The organism is Pseudomonas fakonensis (genome assembly GCF_019139895.1).
Classification (GTDB): domain Bacteria; phylum Pseudomonadota; class Gammaproteobacteria; order Pseudomonadales; family Pseudomonadaceae; genus Aquipseudomonas; species Aquipseudomonas fakonensis.
Genome location: NZ_CP077076.1, coordinates 5,752,841 through 5,775,690 on the forward strand (window position 1 = coordinate 5,752,841; position 22,850 = coordinate 5,775,690).

The following is a 22,850-nucleotide window of genomic DNA, read 5'->3' on the forward strand; positions in this document are numbered from 1 at the left end:
TCAACGACTCACAGCAATCGCCTGGTCATTCATGATACGCGGAGTCAGGAAGACCAGCAGCTCGGATTTTTTCTCTTGTAATGCATCGCGTCGAAACAGCCGCCCAACATACGGCAGATCGCCGAAAAATGGCACCTTATCCACCACTTTGTTCTGCGACGTCGAGTACACGCCACCAATCACAATGGTTTCGCCATCCGCCACCTGCACCTTGGCATTGACCTCGTTCTTGCGGATCGGCGGGACGTTGTTGAGGGCATTGACGAAGTCAGGCTCATCCTTGGTCACCCGCACCGCCATGACCACCTTGCCGTCGGGGGTGATCTGCGGCGTCACCTCCAGCGACAGCGAGGCTTCGCGAAAGGAAATCGAGGTGGCGCCGCTTTTGGTGGTTTCCTGGTACGGCACCTCGGTGCCCTTGATGATTCGTGCCGTCTCCTTGTCGGCGGTGACCACCTTGGGCTGCGAGATGATCTCGCCATGGCCGCTTTTCTCCATGGCACTCAGCTCCAGGTCCAGCAGGATATCGCTGCGCAGCAGCCCGACACCGACACCGACACCCGAGGTGGCCCGCTCCACCCCCAGGTCGACGAACAGTTCATGGCCCAGGCGGGCATTTTCCCCATACAACTGGCGCCCCCAGCGCACCCCGAGGACTTTTTCGTAATCCACCCCCGCCTCGACGATACGCGCCTCGATCATGACCTGACGAACGGGCACGTCCAGCCTCGTCACAAGCTCGCGCAGCTCGGCCATCCGGCTCGGCGGCTGCACCGCCACCAATGTGTTGGTCCGCGCATCCACGCTGACGCTGCCCCGCCCGGCGAAAGCACCTTCCTCGGCCAGGCTGGTCCGAAAAAGCTCGGCCAACTCGGCAGCATTGGCGTGATGGACGGCCAACAGCTCCCGCTGCAATGGCATCTGCTCCAGTTCCTCGCCCTGCCCGGCAAGCTCGGCGAGCGGCGCCACCACCATTACCGAGCCCTCCATGCGCCGGCCAAGCCCCTTGCTGCGCAGCACCAGGTCAAGCGCCTGCTCCCAGGGCACCGCTTCCAGGCGCAAGGTGATGCGGCCCTGCACCGTATCGCTGGCCACCAGGTTGATGCCGGCAAAATCGGCCATCACCTGCAGCACCGAACGAACCTCGACATCCTGAAAGTTCAGCGACATCGGCTCACCCTTCTGGGGCGACGCCTGCACGAGGCTCATACCCGTCAGCAGCACCAACACCCAGGCCACGCCCTGCTTCACCCTCATCATCCCTGCCCTCCCCACGCGCGCCCTTCCCGAACGCCAGATACCGGGAGCGCTGCTGCCAGCCTCCGGCCATGTACAACCGCTCGCGCACCTCCATGCGTCGCTCGTCGATGCGCACCACAACCCCTTCGTCGCGGCCCAGCCGCTGCCCCTCGCTGACCCGATGCAGGTGCCCGGCCACAGATAGCAGCGCCTGGTACCGCCCGGCAGTAGACAGGCTGCCAACCATTTTCATCTGCTCCAGCGGAACACGCCCCAGGCCATCCGCAATCGGCCCGCTGGACCAAGGCTGGAAGGGATCGAACGCGCTGCTGGCCACAGGAGGCCGCGAAGGTTCGTCGACCAGCGACGGAGGCACCGGTAGCGGCTCGTCAGCGTGATAGGCGTGTACCCGCAACTGCGCACGCACCAGCCCGGGCTTGCCGACCACCTGCGCCAGATTGAGCTGGGCGACCTGCAGCAATCGCAACTGTTGCTGCCACTGCTCCAGCCAACCCCGTAGCGCGGGGTAGTGACCAACCACCCGAATATCCAGCGGCACACGCTGATAACCCGCCGTCGTCTGGCGTTCCTGCAACACTTCGATGTGCTCGAAGAGCAACCCGTGCTCGTGCCCGGACACCGCCAGTTGCTCGAGCAACTCGCTCATGCCTTCGCCGGCATCCAACCGCCATCGGGCCTCCTGCAACTGCTGGCGGGCGCTTGCCAGGGCGGCACGCTCAGGCTCAAGCCCGGCAACCTCGGCCTTGCTCATCGCCAGTGCCTGCAATGCCTCGCGCGCCTGCTCACCGGCAAGCCGATGGGCATTTTGCGTTTCTCGCAAAGCAGCGAACCAACCGAGCAGCATGATCAGCAGTACCGCAAGCAGCATGACCAGTACCCGCGACAGCCTTGAGCGGGTAGCCAGCGACTGCCAGTCGAAGGAAAGCATAGGGGTCATGACCAACCCGCCGACAGTTCGGCGGTGATCAAGAAGGCATCCCCGGCAGCCCCATGGCGCAGGAACACCAGTTCCGGCCCGTTCAGTACCTGCATGGCCTCCAGATCGCGCATCAACTGGGCCACCACCGCAGCCGAGGCGGCCAACCCAGCCAACCGCATGCGCCCGTTTTCAAGGCTCAGCTCGGTCAACTGGGCGCCGCTGGGCATGGCTTTTTCCAAACTTAGGAACAGACTGCCAAGCGTCGCCTGGCCAGCCCTCAGCCGCATCAGTGCCGCCTGTTGCTGCTGTACAGCCTGGCGCTCGTTACGCAGCTCGGTGATGGTTACCTGCTGACTGTCGAGGCGCTTCAACTGCGCCTGATACAGCGTGGTAGTTGCGACCTGCCGCGCCAGTCGCGCGCGGGCCAGTTGATCGAGCAGCAGCAGGCCAGCCAGTGCCAATACACAACTGCCAACCAGCATCACGTAAAAGCGCCGCAGCACCTGGGCGCGTCGCCGTTCACGCCACGGCATCAGGTTCAAGCGCACCATCACCGCAGCCCGCCCACTGCCAGCCCGCATGCCAATGCCATTGCGGCGCTCGAAAACCCGGCCGGGAGATTGGCCAAAGGCAACGCCACAACCCGACAACTGACCCCCAACTGCTCACTCAGCCGCCTGGCTGCTGCGGCATCGGCGGCCACGCCGCTAAGCACCAATTCATCGATTTTGTCGCTGCTAAATTGCAGCAAGCCCGACACCACTTCGCCCCACTGCCCTGGCGCTGCCAACGGCAGGTGCTGACGCAGGGGCAGTTGGTCAGACTGCCAGCGATGCAACACCACCTCTTCTCGCTCCAACTGCAACAGCGCCATGCCAACCGATGGCGCAGGCCCCAACACGCGCCGCAACGCAAAGCTGTCGACCTCCATGGCCACCAGTTCAAGGCCGGCCTCGGCGAACCGTTGCTCGAGCGGGTCGAGCTGGCTCTGACGGCATGCTGCGACCAGCACGTCGAGGGTTTCGGGTTGGCTTGCCGAGGGCCGCAACATCTGGAAGTCCAAGGCTAGGTCATCGAGGGGGAACGGGAACAGCTGGCCGGCCTCTGCCAGCAACTGTGTTTCGATAGCTTGCGCACATGCCCCTCGCGGCACCTGGCAGACCTTGCAGATCACCTGGGAGGCCGGCAGCGCCACGGCCACCTGCCGCTGACGGGTTGCACAACGGCGATGGGCCTGGCGCAGCGCGCACACCATCGGGTCGGGGCCGCCGGGCCGCGGCAGCTCGAGTTTCTCGCATGCCCAGCCGAGAACCCGGTATTGGCCGGCCTGCTGGCGAGTCTGCATCATTCTTATGCCGCCAGAGGTTATTTCCACCCCCAGCAGTGAACCGGCATCCCTGCCAAAACGTCCAAGCATGGCTATTCCTTCGTGGCCGCCCGCAAGCCGCGCCGTTGCGGCACGGACGGTCAAGGCGGCAGCCCGGCCGGTCACCCGGCGGGGCGAAAAATGCTTATAATGCCCAGCGATTTTTCCCTATCCGCTGGCCCCGCGTGCAATCCACCCCTCAACCTGGACACCCAAAAGCCTTGATACGCCTGCTGAAGTTCTTCTGGTGGTCTTTTGTCGCAGTCATCTGCGCGCTCGTACTCGGTGTGAGCGGTGCGTTTCTGTATCTTAGCCCCAACCTCCCGTCGGTCGATTCGCTCAGAAGCGTCCAGTTGCAAATCCCCCTGAGGGTGTACAGCAGCGACGGCAAGCTGATTGCCGAGTTCGGCGAGATGCGCCGCTCGCCGATCAAGTTCCAGGAAATTCCCCCACAGTTCATTCAGGCGCTTCTGTCAGCCGAGGATGACAATTTCCTCAACCACTATGGTGTCGACCCCAGCAGCCTGATGCGTGCGGCCACGCAACTGGTCAAGTCCGGGCATATCCAGAGCGGCGGCAGCACCATCACCATGCAGGTGGCGAAGAACTTCTTCCTCAGCAGCGAACGCAGTTTCTCGCGCAAGACCAATGAAATCCTGCTGGCCCTGCAGATCGAGCGCGAACTGACCAAGGACGAAATCCTTGAGCTGTACGTCAACAAGATCTACCTGGGCAACCGCGCCTACGGCATCGACGCCGCTGCACAGGTGTACTACGGCAAGTCGATCCGAGACGTGAGCCTGGCGCAGATGGCCATGATCGCCGGCCTGCCCAAGGCGCCGTCGCGCTTCAACCCGCTGGCCAACCCGGTACGCGCCAAGGAGCGCCGCGACTGGATCCTGGGGCGCATGTACAAGCTCGGCAAGATCGACGAAGCCAGCTACCAGGCGGCCCTCGCCGAGCCGCTGAACGCCAGCTACCACGTGCCGGCCCCGGAAGTGAACGCGCCCTACGTCGCCGAAATGGCCCGCGCCGAGATGGTCGGCCGCTACGGCAGCGAGGCCTACACCGAAGGCTTCCGGGTCACCACCACGGTGCCGAGCGACATGCAGCAGATGGCCAACAGCGCGGTGCTCAACGGCCTCTCCGAATACGACGAACGCCACGGCTACCGCGGCCCGGAGTCGCGCTTCCCGGGCAAGACCCGCGCTGCCTGGCTGCAGGAACTGAGCAAACAGCGCCCCCTCGGCGGCCTGGAGCCGGCCATCGTCACCCAGGTCGAGAAAACCGGCCTCAAGGTCATGACCCGCGCCGGTCTTGAAGAAACCGTCGCCTGGGACACCATGAAGTGGGCCCGCCCCTACCTGAACAACAACTCCCTGGGCCGCGCGCCACAATCGCCGGCCGATGTGGCCCAGGTCGGCGACCTGGTACGCCTGCAGCGCCTGGAAGACGGCAAGCTCAAGTTCAGCCAGGTACCGGGCGCCCAGAGTGCACTGGTCACCCTCGACCCGTACGACGGCGCAATCCGCGCGCTGGTGGGTGGCTTCTCGTTCGAGCAGAGCAACTACAACCGTGCCATGCAGGCCAAGCGCCAGCCAGGTTCGAGCTTCAAGCCGTTCGTCTACAGCGCAGCACTGGACAGCGGCTACACCGCCGCCAGCCTGGTCAACGATGCGCCGATCGTGTTCGTCGACGAGTACCTGGACAAGGTCTGGCGACCCAAGAACGACACCAACACCTTCCTCGGCCCGATCCGCATGCGCGAGGCGCTGTACAAGTCGCGCAACCTGGTGTCGATCCGCCTGCTGCAGGCCATGGGCGTGGACCGCACCATCGACTACATCGCCAAGTTCGGCTTCAACAAGCAGGACCTGCCGCGCAACCTGTCACTGGCCCTGGGCACCGCCACCCTGACGCCGATGGAAATCGCCACTGGCTGGAGCACCTTTGCCAACGGCGGCTACAAGATCAACCCGTACTTGATCCAGCGTATCGAGAGCCGTAGCGGCGAAACCCTGTTCACCGCCAACCCGGCGCGGGTACCGCAGGGCAACCAGGACCAGGCCGGCCTTGCCGCGCCCGAGCAGCCGATCAGCGTTGCAGCGATGCCAGGCGAGGCGCCGTCGGCCCTGGGCCAGACCGCCCCGGCACCGCAGGCACCGGTGGTGGCCGAGCAAATCGTCGACGGCCGCACCACTTACATCCTCACCAGCATGCTGCAGGATGTGATCAAGCGCGGCACCGGTCGCCGCGCCCTGGCCCTGGGCCGTGGCGACCTGGCGGGCAAGACCGGCACCACCAACGAATCCAAGGATGCCTGGTTCTCCGGCTACAACGCCGACTACGTCACCACCGTGTGGGTGGGCTTCGACCAGCCGGAAACCCTCGGCCGGCGCGAGTACGGCGGCACCGTGGCGCTGCCGATCTGGATGAACTTCATGGGCCCCGCGCTCAAGGGCAAGCCTGAGCATGCCCCGGCCGAACCCGAAGGCATCCTCAGCCTGCGCGTCGACCCGGTCAGCGGCCGCGCCGCCACACCGAGCACGCCGAACGCCTACTTCGAGCTGTTCAAGGCCGAAGACTCGCCACCGTCGGTGGATGAACTGGGCAACGGAGCAGCACCGGGCAGCCCGCTGCCGGCGGATGAAGCGGCACCGATGGACTTGTTCTAAAAGCCATCCCTTCAAGGTTTTCGCGTGAATGCCGCAAGGCGTTTGCCGAAAACCTTGCAGCGCCTGCCAGATCGAGCGCCGCTCGCGCGGCGCATCGCCGGCAAGCCGGCTCCTACATTTATTTCGGGCCAATCATTCCTGTGAGAATACACGCGCCTGCCTCGATGCATGCCTTGGGCAATCCGAGGCGCCTACAGCGCACACGCTGATATTGCATCTTGCCACCAAGGCTTACCCGGTGAAGGCCACCCTCCGACAACGTGAGAGCATTCCCCACAAAAAAGCCCCGACTCTCACGAGCCGGGGCTTTTGCATGACGCTACGGCAAATCAGCCGTTGAACACGTCATCCACGCAGGTCAGCGGGTAGTGCTTCGGATACGGCAGGGTAGCCACGCCGGATTCGATGGCGGCCTTGGCCACGGCGTCGGAAACGACGGTGATCAGGCGAGCGTCCAGCGGCTTCGGAATGATGTACTCACGGCCGAATTCCAGCGCCTGTACGCCGTAGGCGTCGCAGACTTCCTTCGGTACCGGCAGCTTGGCCAGGTCCTTCAGGGCGATGGCGGCGGCGATCTTCATTTCTTCGTTGATGCGCTTGGCGCGAACGTCCAGGGCACCGCGGAAGATGAACGGGAAGCCCAGTACGTTGTTGACCTGGTTCGGGTAGTCGGAACGACCGGTGGCCATGATCACGTCGTTGCGGGTGGCGTGGGCCAGCTCTGGCGAGATTTCCGGGTCCGGGTTCGAGCAGGCGAACACGATCGGGTTGGCAGCCATCGACTTCAGGCCTTCCGGGCTCAGCAGGTTCGGGCCGGACAGGCCAACGAACACATCGGCGCCGTCGAGGGCGTCGGCCAGGGTGCGCTTGTCGGTGGCGTGGGCGAACTGGGCCTTGTACTGGTTCAGGTCGTCACGGCCAGCGTGGATCACGCCGCTGCGGTCGATCATGAAGATGTTCTCGACCTTGGCACCCATGCTCACCAGCAGCTTCATGCAGGAGATGGCGGCAGCGCCGGCGCCCAGGCAGACGATCTTGGCTTCTTCGAGCTTCTTGCCGGCGATTTCCAGGGCGTTGATCATGCCGGCCGCGGTGACGATGGCGGTACCGTGCTGGTCATCGTGGAACACCGGGATGTCGCACTGTTCGATCAGGGTGCGCTCGATCTCGAAGCACTCAGGTGCCTTGATGTCTTCGAGGTTGATGCCACCGAAGGTGATGGAGATGCGGCGCACGGTGTCGATGAAGGCCTGCGGGCTTTCCGACTCGACTTCGATGTCGAACACGTCGATGCCAGCGAAACGCTTGAACAGAACGCCCTTGCCTTCCATGACCGGCTTGGAGGCCAGCGGGCCCAGGTCACCCAGACCCAGGATAGCGGTGCCATCGGAGATTACCGCGACCAGGTTGCCCTTGCCGGTGTACTTGTAAGCCAACTCTGGATCACGGCCGATTTCGCGTACTGGTTCGGCGACGCCTGGGCTGTAGGCCAGGGCGAGGTCACGGGCAGTGGCGGTTGGCTTGGTGAGCTCGACGCTCAGTTTCCCCGGGCGAGGCTGAGCATGGTATTCGAGAGCGGCGGTTTTCAGGTCTGACATGATGGGCATTCCGCTATTTACTGTTCTGACGGACCGCCGAGGATACGCAAAGTGCCGGGGGGCGACAAGACTGCCCGGTCACTAGTGTCAAGGCCTTTGGCCTACGACTTTACGCTATGACCCACGGGGTTTGGGAAAACCCAGTGTGTACAATCCAATATCAAACTGTCTACAACTATTTAGCCGGAAACAGCCTTGAGCATGCTCGGGTCGGTCAATGGCAACAGCCAGCGCCGCTGCCCCGGCTTGAGCGCACCCTTGCGGGAGCGGTCCACTACCCAGCCACGCGCCTCGACCTGGCGTCCCTTGAGGGTAGCCAAGAAGCTGGCCGGGAAGTGGCGCTGCAGACGAGCGGGGACCTGAAGCGTGACGGCGCCATCCAGGTGCAGCCAGATACCACCACGATTGCGCTCGATACTGCTTACTTTGCCGCTGATCAAGGCAAAACCGGCCTGCCGAACTCGCCATGCCGGCTGCACCGGCGAATGGCGCCAGACCCCCAGCCGACGCTGGCGCGCCACCTGTTCGGCCTGCGCCTGGCAGCCGGCCAGGTGCACGTTGGGCGAGAAGGCAACTTGATAGCCCAAGCCTTCGCTGAGCAATTGTGCTTCCAGATTGTTGCCAGTGCGGCTATAGATATGCGCCAGGGTGCGCCCGTACTTGTCCTTGGGCTCGCTACCGGTGACCAGCCCGACCTTGCCACCGCTGGCCTTGACCAGTGCCTGCAGGCGCTTTTTCGCAGCCTCGGCGTAGGGCTCTGCCGGGCGCCCCTTGCGTGCCAGCTCGGGCGCATTGATGCCGATCAGGCGCACGCTGCGGCCATCGGCCAGCCGAACGGTATCGCCATCGACCACGTGGCGCACCGCCACCTGCGGCGCCCGCTCGGGCAACGGGCAAAACGCCAGGGCCGGCAGTTGCCAGAAAACGCCCATAAAAAAAGCGCCCGCAAGGGGCGCCTTTTTTTGCAGCAACGCGAACCTCGAGAGATTCGCCATGCGCATGATTACTTCTTGGTACCGAACATACCGAAGCGATCGGCGAACTTCTGTACGCGACCACCGGTGTCCAGGACTTTTTGCTTACCGGTGTAGAACGGGTGGCACAGGTTGCAAACGTCGATCGCCAGGGTGTTGCCCAGGGTCGAACGAGTTTCGAACTTGTTGCCGCAGCTGCAGGTGACGGCAACTGCTTCGTAGTTCGGATGAATATCTGCTTTCATGGTCACTTCCTCGAGCTGCGTGCCGCCACCCAACACCTATTGTTGAATACCGCACGTAATTAGGCGGCGAATAATACCAGAGCACGGGGCCAGCGCAAGTTGTCGCTTGCACCGGCCGTCGTCTGCTAGGCTCGCCCGATTACCGAAACGCCCTCCAGAGACCTTCCGCGTGTCCGACGTCATCCTGCGCCTTGCCCTACCCTCGCCGCTACGTCGCCTGTTCGACTACCGGGCCCCGGCGAGCATGGCGCGCCAGGCACTGACCCCGGGCATGCGCATCCGCGTACCGTTTGGCCGCCGCGAGATGATCGGCGTGCTGGTAGAAGTGGCGCAAAGCAGCGAAGTGCCCGCCGACAAGCTCAAGCCCGCCGTCGCCCTGCTCGACCCGGTGTCGCCGATTCCGCCGGCGCTGTTCAAGCTGTGCCTGTGGACTGCGCAGTACTACCAGCACAGCCTCGGCGACACCTTGAGCTGGGCCCTGCCGACCCTGCTGCGCCAGGGCGAGGCCGCCGAAGCCCGTCAGGAGCGCTTCTGGCACGTGGCCCCCGGCGCACGCCTGGAAGACCCGCGCATTGCCCGCGCACCGCGCCAGCGCGAGGCGCTCAAGACCTTGTCGCAACACCCCCACGGCGTGGCCCACAGCCTGCTGGGCAAGCTCGGCCTGAACAAGGACAGCCTGGACTTGCTGCTGGCCAAGGACCTGGTGAGCATCGAGGTACGCCGTCACCTGCCGACGGCGCGCCACGAGCATTGGCTGGCGCAGCCGGAGTTGCCGCTCAACGAGGAGCAACGCGCCGCCTTCGAGGCCGTGCGCTCGGGCTTCGGGGCGTTCCACGCCTTTTTGCTCGCCGGGGTGACTGGCAGCGGCAAGACCGAGGTCTACCTGCAACTGATCCGCGAAACCCTCGAGGCCGGCAAGCAGGCGCTGATCCTGATCCCCGAGATCAACCTCGGGCCACAGACCCTGCAGCGCTTCGAGCAGCGCTTCAACGCACGCATCGCCCTACTGCACTCGGCGGTGGCCGACCGCGAGCGCCTGGACGCCTGGCTGGCGGCGCGCGACGGCGAGGCCGACATCATCATCGGCACCCGTTCGGCGCTGTTCACGCCGATGAAAAACCCCGGCCTGATCATCATCGATGAAGAGCACGACGGCTCCTATAAACAGCAGGAAGGCCTGCGCTACCACGCCCGCGACCTGGCGGTGGTGCGCGCGCACCAGGAGAACATTCCGATCCTGCTGGGCTCGGCCACCCCGTCGCTGGAGAGCTTGCACAACGCCCACAGCGGCCGCTACGGCCTGCTGCGCATGAACCAGCGCGCTGGTGGCGCCCGCGCCCCGCGCTTCTTGCGCCTGGACGTGCGCAGCCTGCCGCTGGACAGCGGCATCAGCGGCCCGCTGCAACAGGCCATTCGGCAGACGCTGGAGGCCGGCCAGCAGGTGCTGGTGTTCCTCAACCGACGCGGCTTCGCCCCCACCCTGCTGTGCCACGACTGCGGTTGGCTCAGCGAATGCCCGCGCTGCGACGCGCGCATGACCGTGCACCAGCGTTCGGCGGTATTGCGCTGCCACCACTGCGGCTATGACGAACACCTGCCGCTGCAATGTCCGCAGTGTGCCCACGTCGACCTGCGCCCGGTGGGCGCCGGTACAGAGCGTGCCGAAGAACGCCTGAAAGTGCTGTTCCCGGACTACCCGATCCTGCGTGTGGACCGCGACAGCACCTCACGCAAGGACGCCATGCACAACCTGTTCACCACCATCCAGCGCGGCCAGCCGAGCATTCTGGTGGGCACCCAGATGCTGGCCAAGGGGCATCACTTCCCGAGGGTTACCCTGGTGGCCATCCTCGATGCCGACGGCGGGCTGTTCTCCGGGGATTTTCGCGCCGGCGAACGCATGGCTCAGCTGATCGTGCAGGTGGCGGGCCGTGCAGGCCGCGCCGAAGAACCCGGCAAGGTGATCGTGCAGACCCACCTGGCTGACCACCCGCTGCTGGTGCAATTGACCGAACAGGGCTACTTCGCCTTCGCCGAGCAGGCCCTGAGCGAGCGCCGCGCCGCCGGCCTGCCGCCCTTCGCCCACCTGGCCCTGCTGCGCGCCGATGCGCACAAGCCGGGGCAGGCCGAGGGTTTCCTCGACGAAGCCTGCGCGGCAGCCGAGCGGCTGCTGAACGAACAGCGCCTGCAGGGCATCGAACTGCTGGGCCCGGTACCGGCGCCGATGGAGCGACGGGCGGGGCGTTTTCGCGCACAACTGTTGCTTCAGGCCAATGCCCGGGCGCACTTGCATCGACTGATCAGTGCCTGGTTGCTAGTGTTGGAACAGATGCCTTCCGGGCGGCAGGTGCGCTGGTCGCTGGATGTGGACCCGGTGGATCTTTACTGAGTCGACCGACCTCATCGCCGGCAAGCCGGCTCCTACAGGGATCGGCGACAGAAGTCCTGCAAAGGTTGGCAACCTGCCCCCGGCAACGGATAATGCCCAGTTTTTCCACCTGCGCATCGAAGCGCCCCACCGCGCTTGCGGTCGAAAAGAGATCCCCATGAAAGACACCATTCGCCAGCTCATCCAGCAAGCCCTCACCCAACTCGTCACCGACGGTGTGCTGCCTGACGGGCTGGCGCCGGCGATCCAGGTGGAAAACGCCCGGGACAAGACCCACGGCGACTTCGCCAGCAACATCGCCATGATGCTGGCCAAGCCCGCCGGCATGAAGCCGCGAGACCTGGCCGAAAAAATCATCGCCTCCCTGCCGGCCAGCGCCGACATCAGCAAGGTCGAGATCGCCGGCCCCGGCTTCCTGAACTTCTTCCAGAACACCGACGCCCTGGCCAGCCGCCTGGACGCCGCCCTGGCCGACGGCCACCTGGGCGTGCGCAAGGCCGGTGCTGCGCAAAAGGTGGTGATCGACATGTCGGCACCGAACCTTGCCAAGGAGATGCACGTCGGCCACCTGCGCTCGACCATCATCGGTGACAGCGTGGCGCGCGTGCTGGAGTTTCTCGGCGACGACGTGATCCGCCAGAACCACGTGGGCGACTGGGGCACCCAGTTCGGCATGCTGCTGGCCTACCTGGAAGAGAACCCGATCACCAGCGACGAGCTGTCGGACCTGGAGAACTTCTACCGCGCCGCCAAGAAGCGCTTCGACGAGTCCGAAGACTTCGCCACCCGCGCCCGCGGCCTGGTGGTCAAGCTGCAGGCCGGTGATGCCGAGTGCATGGCGCTGTGGACGCGCTTCAAGGATATCTCGCTGTCCCACTGCCAGAAGACCTACGAGCTGCTTAACGTCAAGCTGACCATGGCCGACGTGATGGGCGAAAGCGCCTACAACGCAGACCTCGCCAACGTGGTCGCCGACCTCAAGGCCAAGGGCCTGCTGGTCGAAGATCAGGGCGCCCAGTGCGTGTTCCTCGAAGAGTTCAAGAACAGCGACGGCGACCCGCTGCCGGTCATCGTGCAAAAGGCTGACGGCGGCTACCTGTACGCCACCACCGACCTGGCTGCCGTGCGCTACCGCAGCAATGTGCTCAAGGCCGACCGCGCCCTGTACTTCGTTGACCAGCGCCAGGCGCTGCACTTCAACCAGGTGTTCGAGGTAGCCCGCCGCGCAGGCTTCGTCGGCCACCCGATGCAGATGGAGCACATGGGCTTCGGCACCATGAACGGTGCCGATGGCCGCCCGTTCAAGACCCGCGACGGTGGCACCGTCAAGCTGATCGACCTGCTCACCGAGGCCAAGGAGCGCGCCTACGCACTGGTCAAGGAGAAGAACCCGAGCCTGGCCGAGGACGAGCTGCGCAACATCGGTGAAGTGGTGGGTATCGGCGCGGTCAAGTACGCCGACCTGTCCAAGCACCGCACCAGCGACTACAGCTTCAACTTCGAGCTGATGCTCAACTTCGAAGGCAACACCGCACCTTACCTGCTGTACGCCTACACCCGCGTGGCCGGCGTATTCCGCAAGCTCGGCAAGGGCTTCGACGAGGTCGATGGCAACATCGTGCTGCAGGCCGCCCACGAGCAGGACCTGGCCGCGCGCCTGGCGCAGTTCGGCGAGATCCTCAACAACGTGGCCGACAAGGGCACCCCGCACGTGCTGTGCAGCTACCTGTACGACCTGGCCGGCCTGTTCTCCAGCTTCTACGAGAACTGCCCGATCCTGTCTGCCGAAACCCCGCAGCAGCAGCAAAGCCGCCTGCGCCTGGCCGCCCTGACCGGCCGTACCCTCAAGCAGGGCCTGGAGCTGCTGGGCCTGGAAACCCTGGAGCGCATGTAAGTTGGCTGCCAAGAAAAAACCTGCACCCAAGCGCGGCGCCAGCCGCCAGACCGCCCCAGCCAAGCAGCCGATACCCGGCTGGGTATGGCTGGCGGTCGGCCTGACCGTGGGCGCCTTCATCGTCTTCCTGATGAAGCTCGAGCCGGGCGGCGGCGACATCAAGCGCACCAAGCCCGAGCAGCAGAAGCCCGAAAAAGTCGCCGAGGCCAGCAAGAACACCACCCCGGCCACCCAGCAGCCGGTGAAGCCGAAGTACGACTTCTACACCCTGCTGCCAGAATCGGAAGTGATCGTGCCGCCTGAAGCGGTGCCGGAGAAAACACCGCCAGTGCCCGTGGTGCCGACCACTCCGGTGACACCAGCGGAAGCGGCGAAGATCGACACCGCCCGCGCCCAGGCCGCGCTGCTGGGGCAAACCCCGCCACCGGCACCACCGGTGATCAAGCCGGCGGCCACCACGCAGTTCTTCCTGCAGGCCGGTTCGTTCCGCAAGCAGGCTGACGCCGACAAGGTGCGCGCGCAGATCATCCTGCTCGGCCAGGCGGTGAAGGTGGAATCAGGGACGGTGAAGGAAGAAACCTGGTACCGCGTGATGGTCGGCCCGTACAGCAACCGCGAGCAACTGACCGTGGCGCAGAAGCAATTGGCCGGGGCGGGCTTCAGCAACCTGCTGCTGCAGCAGCGCCGCCCCTGACACCCCTTGCAGGAGCCGGCTTGCCGGCGATGAGGCTATCAGCCTCGGCGCCAGGCAGGTCAGGCGCCATCGCCGGCAAGCCGGCTCCTGCAGGGTGCACCCCTCGCTATGCTCGACGCCGCTCGGCGTTCACCTCGGACACCTGGCTGTTCAGGGTCCAGAAGTCATACAGCACCCCCAGCAGGAACAAGCCACCGGTGAACAGGTAGATCAGCGCACTGATCCACTTGCCCTGGTACAGGCGGTGCACACCGAATACCCCCAGAAACGTCAGGAACACCCACGCCAGGTTGTAGTCGACGCTGCCCGACTGAAAGCGCATGTCCGCCTCGCGGTCCATGGACGGGATCAGGAACAGGTCGATCAGCCAGCCGATACCGAGCAGGCCGAGGGTGAAGAACCAGAGGGTGCCGGTGATCGGTTTGCCGTAGTAGAAGCGGTGGGCACCGGTGAAGCCAAAGATCCACAGCAGGTAGCCGAGGACCTTGCTGTGGGTGTCGTTCACCGCCCCACCCTGTTGATAACCATTCATTCGTAGCCCTCGAGGGTTAGCCGAAAATTTTCTAACGAAAAATGTGACTTTTCCGTGTCTGCCCGACATATGGTACGCGTTGATACGACCAACGGATCAGAATTTGATCAAAAAGCTGTTATAAAGTTGCGCGCCAACACTTATAAGAGCTTCAACTATGCCGCCTTTCTTCAAGACATGGCTGACCCTCTGCCTCCTTTTGCCCCTGGCCGCCCACGCCACCAATCGTGAGCAACGTCTTCCCAGCGGTTTCACCGGCTACACGGCCAACGCCGATGCATCGGTGAAACGCGCACCCGTTCAGTACCGCAACGCCACGGTACATGCCCGCCCGAACAACGCCGCCCGGCAACAGGGGCTGCAGGCCGTGGCCATGTCGCCCAAGCAGAGCAGCGAAGTGCTCAGCCGTGCCGTCAACGTGCTCGGCACCCCCTACCGCTGGGGTGGCAGCAGCCCGAAAAAGGGCTTCGACTGCAGCGGCCTGGTCAAATACGCCTTCAACGACGTGGCCGACGTCGACCTGCCGCGCACCTCCAACGCCATGGCCCAAGGCCAGGGCGTCAAGGTGGCGAAGGGCGACCTCAAGCCCGGCGACCTGATCTTCTTCAACATCAAGAGCCGCCGGGTCAACCACGTTGCCATCTACCTGGGTAACGACCGTTTCATCCATGCGCCGCGCACCGGTAAACGGGTAAGCATCGACAACCTGACCAAGCCTTACTGGCAGAAGCACTACGTCGTGGCCAAGCGCGTACTGCCCAAAGAGCAGCAACAACAGGCGCTGCGCCTGGCCAAGCGCTGAGTCCAGCCAAACCTCTGCAGGAGCCGGCTTGCCGGCGATGGGGCCTGCAGCCTTGCCCTGGATGGCACCGGTTTCACCGGTGATCGCCGGCAAGCCGGCTCCTACAGGTACCGCACAGGCCTGAAGCAAGCGCCGTACCTGTGGGAGCGGCTTCAGCCGCGAACACCGGCGCAGCCGGTGCCATGCCGCATTCACCCTGCCAGCAGGCCATTGGATCGCAAGGCCTGCATCGCCCCCTCCATCGTCCTCATCCCCTGCCCCGCACCCGCTTGCATCAGCGACGACACCTGCACCATGCGCCCCTCGCGGATCAGGTTGCGCACCGCCGGCGTCGCCACCAGCACCTCCCGTGCTGCAACGCGCCCGCCACCCGCACGCCGTAACAACTGCTGCGCCACCACCATGTGCAACGACTCGGCCAGCATCGCCCGCACCAGCACCTTTTCCTCAGCGGCAAATACCTCCACCAGCCGCTCGACACAACTTACCGCCGAACGTGCATGCACCGTGGCCAGCACCAGGTGCCCGGTCTGCGCCGCGCGCAGGGCCAGGCGGATACTCTCCAGGTCGCGCAGTTCGCCGATCATGATCACATCCGGGTCCTGGCGCAGGGCGCTGCGCAGCCCTTGGGCAAAGTCTCGGCTGTGGGTGCCGATCTCACGCTGATTGACCAGGCTGCGCTGGCCGGAATGAATGAATTCGATGGGATCTTCGAGTGTGACGATGTGCAGCGCCTGCTCACGGTTCAGCCCGTCGACCAGCGCCGCCAGGGTGCTGGACTTGCCGCTACCGGTAGCTCCACACACCAGCACCAGCCCATCCCGCTGCTGCGCAATGCTTTGAAACACTTCATTAAGATCAAGCTCTTCGATGCAGGCAAGCCGTGCCGGGATCACCCGCGCACTGGCGGCTGGGCCATTACGTTGACGGTAAAGGTTCAAACGAAAGCGCCCAAGCGCAGGCAGGCTAAGTGCCAAATCGAGTTCGTCGCCGCGCGCCCATTGCTCGCGTTGCCCGGCGTCGAGCCATTCGGCCAGCCCACGCTCAAGGGTCTCGGGCTGCATGGGCGGCAGGCCCATGCGGCGCAGCTCGCCATCCAGGCGTTGCAGCGGGCTTTCGCCGGTTGCCAGGTGCAGATCGCTGGCCCCGGCCGCCACGGCGCGGGCCAGCAGGTCGGTCACATCCATGAGACTCCCCAACAGCCATCAAGCAGGTAGAATGCCGCAGACCCCAAAAGCCGCACGGCGACGATCCATGTCCACCCTAGCAGACAACATTAGCGCCATCAGCGACCGCATCCAGGGTGCGGCCAGGGCTGCCGGCCGCGACCCGGCCAGCGTGCAACTGCTGGCCGTGAGCAAGACCAAGCCCGCCAGCGCCATCCGCGCGGCCCACGCGGCCGGGCTGGCCGATTTCGGCGAGAACTACCTTCAGGAAGCGCTGACAAAACAGCAGGAACTGTCTGACCTGCCCTTGATCTGGCACTTCATCGGCCCCATCCAGTCGAACAAGACCAAGGCCATCGCCGAGCATTTCGACTGGGTACATTCCGTGGACCGCCTGAAGATCGCCCAACGCCTGTCCGAACAGCGGCCTGCCAGCCTGGCGCCGCTGAACATCTGCCTGCAGGTCAACGTCAGCGGCGAGGCCAGCAAGTCCGGCTGCGCCCCGTCCGACCTGCCGGCACTGGCCCAGGCTGTCGCCAGCCTGCCCAACCTGCGCCTGCGCGGGTTGATGGCCATTCCGGAGCCGACCGACGAGCGCGCCGAGCAAGAAGCCGCCTTCGCCACCCTGCGCCAGTTGCAAACGCAACTGGGCCTGGGCCTGGGCCTGGACACCTTGTCGATGGGCATGAGCCACGACCTCGAGGCCGCCATTGCCCAGGGCGCGACCTGGGTACGCATCGGCACCGCGCTGTTCGGTGCCCGCGATTACGGCCAGCCCTGATTCCATGCTTAACTCACGCTTTCCTGAAAGGACCTGACATGAGCAAGACTCGTATTGCCTTTATCGGCGCCGGCAACATGGCCGCCAGCCTGATCGGCGGCCTGCGCGCCCAGGGCCTGGACGCCGCGCAGATTCGCGCCAGCGACCCGGGCGCCGAGACCCGCGCACGGGTGCAGGCCGAACACGGCATCGAAGCATTCGAAAGCAACGCCCAGGCCATCGATGGCGCTGATGTGATCGTGCTGGCGGTCAAACCGCAGGTCATGAAGGCGGTCTGCGAAACCCTCAAGCCAAGCCTCAAGCCTGGCCAACTGGTCGTTTCCATCGCCGCTGGCATCACCTGCGCCAGCCTGCAGGCCTGGCTGGGCGCCATCCCGGTGGTGCGCTGCATGCCCAACACCCCGGCGCTGCTGCGCCAGGGCGTCAGCGGCCTGTACGCCACCTCTGAAGTGTCCGCCGCACAGCGCCAACACGCCGAGCAACTGCTTTCGGCCGTGGGTACTGCCCTGTGGCTGGAGCAGGAGCAGCAGCTGGACGCCGTCACCGCCGTTTCCGGCAGCGGGCCGGCATACTTCTTCCTGCTGATCGAGGCCATGACCGCAGCGGGCGAAAAACTCGGCCTGCCGCGCGAAACCGCCTCGCAACTGACCCTGCAGACCGCCCTGGGCGCCGCGCACATGGCGGTTGCCAGCGATGTCGACGCCGCCGAGCTGCGCCGCCGCGTCACCTCGCCCGCCGGCACCACGGAAGCGGCGATCAAGTCGTTCCAGGCCAGCGGTTTCGAGGCCATCGTCGAACAGGCACTGCAAGCCGCCGCCCACCGCTCTGCGGAGCTGGCCGAACAACTGGGCAAATAACCGGGCCAATAAGGAGCCGTTGAATGAATGCACTGTCCGGCGCCGCGATTTTCGTGGTGCAAACCCTGGTCAGCCTGTACCTGGTGATCGTCCTGCTGCGCTTCGTGCTGCAACTGGTCAAGGCCGACTTCTACAACCCGTTGAGCCAGTTTGCGGTACGCGCCACCCAGCCGCTGCTCAAGCCGCTGCGCCGGGTGATCCCCAGCATCGCCGGCCTGGATACCTCGTCGCTGCTGCTGTCGATCGTCATCCAGGCGCTGCTGATGGCCTTCGTACTGATGGTCACCTATGGCACCTTCGGCGATGTGCTGCACCTGCTGATGTGGGCCATCCTCGGCATCACCTCGCTGTTCCTGAAAATCTTCTGGGTGGCGATGATCGTGATGGTGATCGTCTCGTGGGTCGCACCCAACAGCCACAACCCCGCAGCAGAGCTGGCCTACCAGATCGCCGAACCGGTGCTGGCACCGTTCCGGCGCATCGTGCCGAACCTGGGCGGCATGGATATTTCGCCGATCTTCGCCTTCATCGCCATCCAGGTGATCCAGTCCTTCCTGATGCCGCAACTGGCGGCCTACGCCGGTATGCCGCAGGAGCTGTGGCGGATGATCTGAGCCACCTTCACCCTGCGGCAAGCCATTGCTTGCCGCAGGGGGTAGCGCTCTTTAGACTTACGCCTCCGTCAAGCGTGAGCAGGGTCGATGTCCACTGTCTTTCCCGAAGATTCCGTCGGTCTGGTAACCCCCCAGATCGCCCGGTTCGATGAACCGTTGGCCCTGGCCTGTGGCCGCTCGCTGGCCTCGTACGAACTCATCTACGAAACCTACGGCCAGCTCAACGCCACTGCCAGCAACGCCGTGCTGATCTGCCACGCGCTGTCCGGCCACCACCACGCCGCCGGCTACCATGCTGCCAGCGACCGCAAGCCGGGCTGGTGGGACAGCTGCATCGGCCCGGGCAAGCCGATCGACACCAACCGCTTCTTCGTGGTCAGCCTGAACAACCTTGGCGGCTGCAACGGCAGCACCGGCCCCAGCAGCGTCAACCCGGCCACCGGCAAGCCCTATGGCGCCGATTTCCCGGTACTCACGGTGGTCGACTGGGTGCACAGCCAGGCGCGCCTGGCCGACCGCCTGGGCATCCACACCTGGGCCGCCATCGTCGGCGGCAGCCTGGGCGGCATGCAGGCGCTGCAATGGACCATGACCTACCCGGACCGCGTGCGCCACTGCGTGGACATCGCCTCGGCCCCCAAGCTGTCGGCGCAGAACATCGCCTTCAACGAAGTGGCGCGCCAGGCCATCCTCACCGACCCCGAGTTCCACGGCGGCTCGTTCCAGGACCAGGGCGTGATCCCCAAGCGCGGCCTGATGCTGGCGCGCATGGTCGGCCACATCACCTACCTGTCGGATGACTCGATGGGCGAGAAATTCGGCCGCGAACTGAAAAGCGACAAGCTCAACTACGACTTCCACAGCGTCGAGTTCCAGGTCGAAAGCTACCTGCGCTACCAGGGCGAGGAGTTTTCCGGGCGCTTCGACGCCAACACCTACCTGCTGATGACCAAGGCGCTGGACTACTACGACCCGGCAGCCGCCCACGGCGGCGACCTGGCCGCCACCCTGGCCCACGTCACGGCGGACTTCTGCATCATGTCGTTCACCACCGACTGGCGCTTCTCGCCGGCCCGCTCGCGGGAGATCGTCAATGCGCTGATGGCTGCGCGCAAGAACGTCTGCTACCTGGACATCGACTCGCCCTACGGCCACGACGCCTTCCTCATCCCGACGCCTCGCTACATGCAGGGTTTCGCCAACTACATGAACCGCATCAGCGTCTGAGGGCCCCATGAGAGCCGACCTGGAAATCATCCACGACTGGATCCCCGCCGGCAGCCGGGTACTCGACCTTGGCTGCGGCAACGGCGAACTGCTGGCCTCGCTACGCGAGCGCAAGAACGTCACCGGCTACGGCCTGGAAATCGACGCCGACAACATCGCCGAGTGCGTGGCCAAGGGCGTCAACGTCATCGAGCAGGACCTGGACAAGGGCCTGGGCAACTTCGCCAGCAACAGCTTCGACGTGGTGGTCATGACCCAGGCCCTGCAGGCCGTGGAGTACCCCGACCGGATCCTCGACGAGATGCTGCGCGTCGGCCGCCAGTGCATCATCACCTTCCCCAACTTCGGCCACTGGCGCTGCCGCTGGTACCTGGCCACCAAGGGGCGTATGCCGGTGTCCGACTTCATGCCGTACACCTGGTACAACACCCCGAACATCCACTTCTGCACCTTCGAAGACTTCGAGAACCTGTGCCACGACCGCAACGCCAAGGTGCTCGATCGCCTGGCCGTCGACCACCTGCACCGTAACGGGTTGGGCGGCCGGCTTTGGCCTAATCTTCTAGGAGAAATCGGTATCTATCGGGTCAGCAGCCCGGGCCTGCAGGAGCACCAGCTCGCGGTCTGACCTTCGCGAACGGAGGAATGGCATCATGCGTCGTCTTGCACTGTTTCTGATCAGCCTGTGCCTGGCCTTGCCGGCACTGGCTGCCGATGCCGCCAGGCCCGAGCGCAAGGAAGCGTTCGGCGATGTGACGGTCCACTACAGCGCCTTCACCTCGAGCATGTTGCAGCCCGATATCGCGGCAGCCACGGGGCTCACCCGCAGCAAGAACCAGGGCGTGCTCAACGTTGCCGTGCTCAAGGCCGACAAACCGGCCATGGCGGTGGTCAGCGGCACGGTGAAAGACCTTACCGGGCGCAGTAGCCCGCTGTCGTTCAAACAGATCACTGACCAAGGTGCGGTGTACTACATCGCCCAGTTCAAGATCGACCAGGCCGAAACCCTGACATTCGACCTGAACGTCGAAACCGGCGGCGTCAGCCATAAACTCAGTTTCAACCAGGAAGTATTCCCAGGCGAATGATGAATCTTACCCAACTCGTATTGGCCAGCCACAACGCCGGCAAGCTCAAGGAACTGCAGGCCATGCTCGGCGAGGCCGTGCAGCTGCGCTCGATCGGCGAATTCAGCCAGGTGGAGCCGGAAGAAACCGGCCTGTCGTTCGTCGAGAACGCCATCCTCAAGGCGCGCAATGCCGCACGCATTTCCGGCCTGCCGGCACTGGCCGACGACTCAGGCCTGGCGGTGGACTTTCTGGGCGGTGCCCCTGGCATCTATTCGGCGCGCTACGCCGATGGCAAGGGTGATGCGGCGAACAACGCCAAGCTGCTCGAAGCACTGAAAGACGTGCCGCCAGAGCAGCGCGGCGCGCAGTTCGTCTGCGTGCTGGCCCTGGTGCGCCATGCCGACGACCCGCTGCCAATCCTCTGCGAAGGCCTGTGGCACGGCAGCATCCTGTTCGAGGCCAGCGGCGAGCATGGTTTTGGCTACGACCCGCTGTTCTGGGTGCCGGAACGCAAGTGCTCCAGCGCCGACCTCGCCCCTGTCGACAAGAACCAGCTCAGCCACCGCGCCCGCGCCATGGCCCTGCTGCGTCAACGCCTGGGCCTGGCATGACCGTAAAGCCGTCCCCACAGTCGGCGGGGCTGATCCTTCCCGAGCTGCCGCCGCTGTCGCTGTACATCCATATTCCCTGGTGCGTGCGCAAGTGCCCCTACTGCGACTTCAACTCGCACCAGGCCGGGCCAACGCTGCCTGAAAACGAGTACATCGACGCCCTGCTGGCTGATCTGGAGCAGGAACTGCCTGCCGTGCAGGGGCGCCCGATCAGCACCATCTTCTTTGGCGGCGGCACTCCGAGCCTGTTCAGTGCCGATGCCCTGGGGCGCCTGCTGCGTGGCGTGGAACAACGCATCCCGTTCGCAGCCGACATCGAGATCACCCTCGAAGCCAACCCCGGTACGTTCGAGCAGGAAAAGTTCAAGGCCTACCGGCAGACCGGCATCAACCGCCTGTCCATCGGCGTGCAAAGCTTCCAAGCTACCAAGCTGGAAAAGCTCGGGCGCATCCACAACGGTGACGAAGCGATACGCGCCGCCGACATGGCGCGTGCGGCGGGCTTCGACAATTTCAACATGGACCTGATGCACGGCCTGCCGGACCAGTCGCTCGAGGACGCCCTGGGTGACCTGCGCACCGCCATCGACCTGGCGCCGACGCACCTGTCCTGGTATCAGCTGACCGTCGAACCCAACACCGTATTCTGGAACCAGCCACCCGAACTGCCCGAGGACGACATCCTCTGGGATATCCAGGAAGCCGGCCAGGCGCTGATGGCCAAGCATGGTTACCAGCAATACGAAGTCTCGGCCTACGCCCAGGCCGGTCGCGCTGCGCGCCACAACCTCAATTACTGGCGCTTTGGCGACTTCATCGGCATTGGCGCGGGCGCCCACGGCAAGCTGTCGTTCCCGGACGGGCGCATTTTGCGCACCTGGAAGACCCGCCTGCCCAAGGACTACCTGAACCCGGCCAAGCCGTTCAAAGCCGGCGAAAAGCTGCTGCCGGCCGACGAGCTGCCGTTCGAGTTCCTGATGAACGCCCTGCGCCTCACCGATGGCGTGGAAGCCGAACTGTTCACCCAGCGCACCGGCCTGCCGCTGGCGCAACTGGCCCGGGCGCGCCGTGACGCCGAACAAAAAGGCCTTTTGCAGGTCGAACCGGATCGACTGGCGGCAACACCCAGGGGCCAGCTGTTCCTCAACGACCTGCTGCAGTACTTCTTGAACTAAG

The 22,850-nt window shown here is 64.7% G+C and carries 22 protein-coding genes; 13 read left to right on the forward strand and 9 right to left on the reverse strand.

The genetic code is table 11. The features are described 5' to 3' along the window. The 4 genes from KSS94_RS25340 to pilM are packed head-to-tail and all read right to left on the reverse strand — an operon-like array spanning position 1 to position 3,650. Positions 1–1,209, reverse strand: coding sequence for a type IV pilus secretin PilQ (locus KSS94_RS25340; protein WP_217843668.1), 1,209 nt, complete (start codon positions 1,207–1,209; stop codon positions 1–3). Next, positions 1,175–2,197 carry a pilus assembly protein PilP gene (locus tag KSS94_RS25345; RefSeq protein WP_217840760.1) on the reverse strand — a complete coding sequence of 341 codons (1,023 nt, stop codon included), beginning with the start codon at positions 2,195–2,197 and terminating at the stop codon, positions 1,175–1,177. The genes KSS94_RS25340 and KSS94_RS25345 overlap by 35 nt, the downstream gene beginning before the upstream one ends. Then, entirely contained in the window at positions 2,194–2,730 is a 537-nt protein-coding gene (locus KSS94_RS25350; RefSeq protein ID WP_217840761.1) for a PilN domain-containing protein, read from the reverse strand. The genes KSS94_RS25345 and KSS94_RS25350 overlap by 4 nt, the downstream gene beginning before the upstream one ends. Continuing rightward, positions 2,730–3,650 (reverse strand): type IV pilus biogenesis protein PilM, encoded by a 921-nt coding sequence (pilM, locus tag KSS94_RS25355; protein ID WP_225935820.1) that lies wholly within the window; start codon positions 3,648–3,650, stop codon positions 2,730–2,732. The genes KSS94_RS25350 and pilM overlap by 1 nt, the downstream gene beginning before the upstream one ends. 119 nt (positions 3,651–3,769) lie before the next feature. On the opposite strand from pilM, the gene KSS94_RS25360 reads away from it, so the two are divergent. Next, positions 3,770–6,220: a penicillin-binding protein 1A gene (locus KSS94_RS25360; RefSeq protein ID WP_437180027.1), complete on the forward strand. Its 2,451-nt coding sequence runs from the start codon at positions 3,770–3,772 to the stop codon at positions 6,218–6,220. 329 nt (positions 6,221–6,549) lie between these two features. Here KSS94_RS25360 and KSS94_RS25365 read toward each other — a convergent pair whose 3' ends face one another. The 3 genes from KSS94_RS25365 to rpmE all read right to left on the reverse strand — a co-directional run bounded on the left by KSS94_RS25365 (position 6,550) and on the right by rpmE (position 9,037). Beyond that, entirely contained in the window at positions 6,550–7,818 is a 1,269-nt protein-coding gene (locus tag KSS94_RS25365; protein WP_217840763.1) for a malic enzyme-like NAD(P)-binding protein, read from the reverse strand. 179 nt (positions 7,819–7,997) lie between these two features. Then, complete coding sequence (locus tag KSS94_RS25370; protein WP_217840764.1) at positions 7,998–8,819, reverse strand: thermonuclease family protein; 822 nt, start codon at positions 8,817–8,819, stop codon at positions 7,998–8,000. 2 nt (positions 8,820–8,821) lie between these two features. Beyond that, the gene (gene rpmE, locus KSS94_RS25375; RefSeq protein ID WP_054891182.1) at positions 8,822–9,037 is read right to left on the reverse strand and encodes a 50S ribosomal protein L31; all 216 of its coding nucleotides are present in this window, start codon (positions 9,035–9,037) and stop codon (positions 8,822–8,824) included. Positions 9,038–9,206: 169 nt separating this feature from the next. Between rpmE and KSS94_RS25380 the strand changes: the two genes are divergently transcribed. The 3 genes from KSS94_RS25380 (at position 9,207) to KSS94_RS25390 (ending at position 14,014) form a co-directional block, all read left to right on the forward strand. Next, the gene (locus tag KSS94_RS25380) at positions 9,207–11,426 is read left to right on the forward strand and encodes a primosomal protein N' (protein ID WP_217840765.1); all 2,220 of its coding nucleotides are present in this window, start codon (positions 9,207–9,209) and stop codon (positions 11,424–11,426) included. A 157-nt stretch (positions 11,427–11,583) separates the two neighbouring features. After that, positions 11,584–13,320 carry an arginine--tRNA ligase gene (gene argS, locus KSS94_RS25385; RefSeq protein ID WP_217840766.1) on the forward strand — a complete coding sequence of 579 codons (1,737 nt, stop codon included), beginning with the start codon at positions 11,584–11,586 and terminating at the stop codon, positions 13,318–13,320. A gap of 1 nt (position 13,321) precedes the next feature. After that, a complete protein-coding gene (locus KSS94_RS25390; protein WP_217840767.1) occupies positions 13,322–14,014 on the forward strand; it encodes an SPOR domain-containing protein in 693 nt (230 codons plus the stop codon). Positions 14,015–14,120: 106 nt separating this feature from the next. On the opposite strand, the gene KSS94_RS25395 is transcribed toward KSS94_RS25390, so the two are convergent. Continuing rightward, the gene (locus tag KSS94_RS25395) at positions 14,121–14,546 is read right to left on the reverse strand and encodes an NINE protein (RefSeq protein WP_217840768.1); all 426 of its coding nucleotides are present in this window, start codon (positions 14,544–14,546) and stop codon (positions 14,121–14,123) included. Positions 14,547–14,703: 157 nt separating this feature from the next. Here KSS94_RS25395 and KSS94_RS25400 point away from each other — a divergent pair, with 157 nt between their 5' ends. Further along, positions 14,704–15,348: a C40 family peptidase gene (locus tag KSS94_RS25400; RefSeq protein WP_217840769.1), complete on the forward strand. Its 645-nt coding sequence runs from the start codon at positions 14,704–14,706 to the stop codon at positions 15,346–15,348. A gap of 191 nt (positions 15,349–15,539) precedes the next feature. Here the strand turns inward: KSS94_RS25400 and KSS94_RS25405 are convergent, their stop codons facing one another. Then, positions 15,540–16,535 (reverse strand): type IV pilus twitching motility protein PilT, encoded by a 996-nt coding sequence (locus tag KSS94_RS25405; protein WP_217840770.1) that lies wholly within the window; start codon positions 16,533–16,535, stop codon positions 15,540–15,542. A 67-nt stretch (positions 16,536–16,602) separates the two neighbouring features. Here KSS94_RS25405 and KSS94_RS25410 point away from each other — a divergent pair, with 67 nt between their 5' ends. The 8 genes from KSS94_RS25410 (at position 16,603) to hemW (ending at position 22,849) form a co-directional block, all read left to right on the forward strand. Continuing rightward, positions 16,603–17,295 carry a YggS family pyridoxal phosphate-dependent enzyme gene (locus KSS94_RS25410; RefSeq protein WP_217840771.1) on the forward strand — a complete coding sequence of 231 codons (693 nt, stop codon included), beginning with the start codon at positions 16,603–16,605 and terminating at the stop codon, positions 17,293–17,295. A gap of 38 nt (positions 17,296–17,333) precedes the next feature. Continuing rightward, positions 17,334–18,152 (forward strand): pyrroline-5-carboxylate reductase, encoded by an 819-nt coding sequence (gene proC, locus KSS94_RS25415; RefSeq protein ID WP_217840772.1) that lies wholly within the window; start codon positions 17,334–17,336, stop codon positions 18,150–18,152. A gap of 23 nt (positions 18,153–18,175) precedes the next feature. Continuing rightward, entirely contained in the window at positions 18,176–18,766 is a 591-nt protein-coding gene (locus KSS94_RS25420) for a YggT family protein (protein WP_217840773.1), read from the forward strand. A gap of 87 nt (positions 18,767–18,853) precedes the next feature. Beyond that, positions 18,854–19,993: a homoserine O-succinyltransferase MetX gene (metX, locus tag KSS94_RS25425; RefSeq protein WP_217840774.1), complete on the forward strand. Its 1,140-nt coding sequence runs from the start codon at positions 18,854–18,856 to the stop codon at positions 19,991–19,993. Positions 19,994–20,000: 7 nt separating this feature from the next. Then, a complete protein-coding gene (gene metW / locus KSS94_RS25430; RefSeq protein WP_217840775.1) occupies positions 20,001–20,621 on the forward strand; it encodes a methionine biosynthesis protein MetW in 621 nt (206 codons plus the stop codon). Between the two features lie 25 nt (positions 20,622–20,646). After that, entirely contained in the window at positions 20,647–21,081 is a 435-nt protein-coding gene (locus tag KSS94_RS25435) for a DUF4426 domain-containing protein (RefSeq protein ID WP_217840776.1), read from the forward strand. Then, positions 21,078–21,674 carry an RdgB/HAM1 family non-canonical purine NTP pyrophosphatase gene (rdgB, locus tag KSS94_RS25440; RefSeq protein ID WP_217840777.1) on the forward strand — a complete coding sequence of 199 codons (597 nt, stop codon included), beginning with the start codon at positions 21,078–21,080 and terminating at the stop codon, positions 21,672–21,674. The genes KSS94_RS25435 and rdgB overlap by 4 nt, the downstream gene beginning before the upstream one ends. Continuing rightward, the gene (gene hemW / locus KSS94_RS25445) at positions 21,671–22,849 is read left to right on the forward strand and encodes a radical SAM family heme chaperone HemW (protein WP_217840778.1); all 1,179 of its coding nucleotides are present in this window, start codon (positions 21,671–21,673) and stop codon (positions 22,847–22,849) included. The genes rdgB and hemW overlap by 4 nt, the downstream gene beginning before the upstream one ends. The last annotated feature ends 1 nt before the right edge of the window (position 22,850 follow it).

Coding starts and splice junctions, on each gene's coding strand:
- metX (WP_217840774.1), top strand. CDS start 18,854: ATGTCCACTGTCTTTCCCGAAGATTCCGTCGGTCTGGTAACCCCCCAG.
- KSS94_RS25400 (WP_217840769.1), top strand. CDS start 14,704: ATGCCGCCTTTCTTCAAGACATGGCTGACCCTCTGCCTCCTTTTGCCC.
- KSS94_RS25405 (WP_217840770.1), bottom strand. CDS start 16,535: ATGGATGTGACCGACCTGCTGGCCCGCGCCGTGGCGGCCGGGGCCAGC.
- hemW (WP_217840778.1), top strand. CDS start 21,671: ATGACCGTAAAGCCGTCCCCACAGTCGGCGGGGCTGATCCTTCCCGAG.
- rpmE (WP_054891182.1), bottom strand. CDS start 9,037: ATGAAAGCAGATATTCATCCGAACTACGAAGCAGTTGCCGTCACCTGC.
- proC (WP_217840772.1), top strand. CDS start 17,334: ATGAGCAAGACTCGTATTGCCTTTATCGGCGCCGGCAACATGGCCGCC.
- KSS94_RS25410 (WP_217840771.1), top strand. CDS start 16,603: ATGTCCACCCTAGCAGACAACATTAGCGCCATCAGCGACCGCATCCAG.
- KSS94_RS25350 (WP_217840761.1), bottom strand. CDS start 2,730: ATGGTGCGCTTGAACCTGATGCCGTGGCGTGAACGGCGACGCGCCCAG.
- KSS94_RS25340 (WP_217843668.1), bottom strand. CDS start 1,209: ATGAGCCTCGTGCAGGCGTCGCCCCAGAAGGGTGAGCCGATGTCGCTG.
- KSS94_RS25420 (WP_217840773.1), top strand. CDS start 18,176: ATGAATGCACTGTCCGGCGCCGCGATTTTCGTGGTGCAAACCCTGGTC.
- KSS94_RS25365 (WP_217840763.1), bottom strand. CDS start 7,818: ATGTCAGACCTGAAAACCGCCGCTCTCGAATACCATGCTCAGCCTCGC.
- argS (WP_217840766.1), top strand. CDS start 11,584: ATGAAAGACACCATTCGCCAGCTCATCCAGCAAGCCCTCACCCAACTC.
- metW (WP_217840775.1), top strand. CDS start 20,001: ATGAGAGCCGACCTGGAAATCATCCACGACTGGATCCCCGCCGGCAGC.
- KSS94_RS25435 (WP_217840776.1), top strand. CDS start 20,647: ATGCGTCGTCTTGCACTGTTTCTGATCAGCCTGTGCCTGGCCTTGCCG.
- rdgB (WP_217840777.1), top strand. CDS start 21,078: ATGATGAATCTTACCCAACTCGTATTGGCCAGCCACAACGCCGGCAAG.
- KSS94_RS25395 (WP_217840768.1), bottom strand. CDS start 14,546: ATGAATGGTTATCAACAGGGTGGGGCGGTGAACGACACCCACAGCAAG.
- KSS94_RS25370 (WP_217840764.1), bottom strand. CDS start 8,819: ATGCGCATGGCGAATCTCTCGAGGTTCGCGTTGCTGCAAAAAAAGGCG.
- KSS94_RS25345 (WP_217840760.1), bottom strand. CDS start 2,197: ATGACCCCTATGCTTTCCTTCGACTGGCAGTCGCTGGCTACCCGCTCA.